Raw genomic sequence first — 1,738 nt, 5'->3', positions numbered from 1 at the left:
GCTGAACAAGGGTGAACACGCATGGCAGGGTGGCCGCATGGACAACGGCCCCCAGTCAGAGCAGACCCCCGTGAACATGGCACGGCCAGCACTGAGCATCAGACAAGCAACCGAAGCATGCGGGGTATCCCGCTCCACCATTAGGCGATACCGGGAGGCAGGCAAGTTCCCCAACGCCTACCAATACGGAGACGACCAGGCATGGCACATCCCAATAGATGACCTACTCAACGCGGGACTGCATCTCACTGAGCAGGGCAAGAGTGAGCCCGACCAGGGGCCAGAACAAGGGGGCGGCCCTACGTCAGAGCAGGGGGTGAAGGGCACGGTGAACACACCTGAACCCACCGTGACCATGACACTGAGCGAAGTCATCGACCTACGAGTCAGAGCCGAGCGGGCAGAAGCCGCTGCAGCAGCAGCCGAACGCGCAGCCACAGCAGCGCAACAAGGAACCGAAGCACTACAGCGTGCAGTCACGGGGTTAGAGACAGCACTACGTGCCATCGAAGCACGCCCCGTGACACCACAACCACAGGCACAAACCCCGGTAGAAGTTCCGGCGCAAGCCCCCGCACCACAGGCGAACACCGTCATAGACGTGAGGCAGCCAGCAGTAGCCCAGCCAGTTGGTCGCCACTGGTGGGGTGGCAAACGCAAGCAGCACGGAACGTAAGACCGATAGCTGCCTGTTGGTGTCTATCTTTTGGATGCTTGAGGCGGGTTTGGCCTAGCATGAGAATGTGCCCTTTGATCGGATCACTGTTGATCCTGCCCAGATGACCGGACTGCCCTGTATACGAGGGTTGCGGGTCACGGTGTCAGCTGTGCTTGGACAACTAGCAGCTGGTCAGACTAGCGAGCAAATATTGGTCGATTATCCAGAGTTGGAAGCAGAAGATATTGCTGCGGCTCTTGAATACGCGGCGCTGGCGGTCAGGGAACGAGAACTGCCGTTGACTCGTCCCGCATGAGACTGCTCATCGACGCGAATCTGTCCACGCGAGTCGCTGCGCGCCTGGCTGAGGCCGGGTACGACGTTGAACACGTCAAAGATCAGGACATGGGTGCCGCTTCTGATGCAGTAATCCTTGAATACGCGACCAGCCACGGGCAGACCATTGTTAGTGCGGACTCTGACTTCACCACAATGTTGGCGATCGGCGGACTGGTCGCCCCTTCGCTGGTGTTGCTGCGATCCACCGACCACCTAACCCCCGATGGGCAGGCAGCACTTCTCGTAAGCAACCTGCCGACCGCCGCCACCTACCTTGAAGCTGGGGCTGTCGTGTCGTTGAGCTCCACCCATCTACGAGTGCGCGACCTACCCATTTCATAGAACCTCACGACCAGCCAGAGGCGAGCCTGGGCCGAATCGCGATCGTTCATCCCGGGTTGTCGCAACCGAAACTCACGCTTGATTGTGCGTCGCACGGTTTCTGGCGGTCACCCAAGAATGACGCTAGTGGTGCAGTGACCGGTTGAGGCCAGGACCGATAACGGGACTCCCCGAAGTGATCTTCAAACTGCGAGACATGCCGTCGTTGGCAAGCCACTGGATGATGGCCGGGTGTTGGCGGCGGCTGGTGCCTACGAACATGTCAGACCTTGTGCTGACCGATGGCCCCAGATGGTGTCCTGAACTAGAGGTGACGGAGATCCGTCGCCGTCGGTTAGGCGGTGCCTGTCCCCGCAAGTTCGACGGTGGTCACCAATTTCGCGTCATGCTCGCTTAGTT

The 1,738-nt window shown here is 59.8% G+C and carries 3 protein-coding genes; all 3 read left to right on the top strand.

Annotated features, from left to right (window positions below; all coding sequences use genetic code 11):
- The first annotated feature begins 37 nt into the window (after positions 1–37).
- Entirely contained in the window at positions 38–676 is a 639-nt protein-coding gene (locus WAO74_RS09840; RefSeq protein ID WP_422161680.1) for a helix-turn-helix transcriptional regulator, read from the top strand.
- 67 nt (positions 677–743) lie between these two features.
- Positions 744–974, top strand: coding sequence for a DUF433 domain-containing protein (locus tag WAO74_RS09835; protein ID WP_422161678.1), 231 nt, complete (start codon positions 744–746; stop codon positions 972–974).
- Positions 971–1,339, top strand: coding sequence for a DUF5615 family PIN-like protein (locus WAO74_RS09830; RefSeq protein ID WP_422161675.1), 369 nt, complete (start codon positions 971–973; stop codon positions 1,337–1,339). The genes WAO74_RS09835 and WAO74_RS09830 overlap by 4 nt, the downstream gene beginning before the upstream one ends.
- Positions 1,340–1,738: the final 399 nt, after the last annotated feature.

Origin of the sequence: Polaribacter sp., assembly GCF_049276715.1 — a bacterium.
GTDB lineage: Bacteria > Bacteroidota > Bacteroidia > Flavobacteriales > Flavobacteriaceae > Polaribacter.
This window is presented reverse-complemented; position numbering and strand designations above follow the sequence as displayed.

Coding starts and splice junctions, on each gene's coding strand:
- WAO74_RS09840 (WP_422161680.1), top strand. CDS start 38: ATGGACAACGGCCCCCAGTCAGAGCAGACCCCCGTGAACATGGCACGG.
- WAO74_RS09830 (WP_422161675.1), top strand. CDS start 971: ATGAGACTGCTCATCGACGCGAATCTGTCCACGCGAGTCGCTGCGCGC.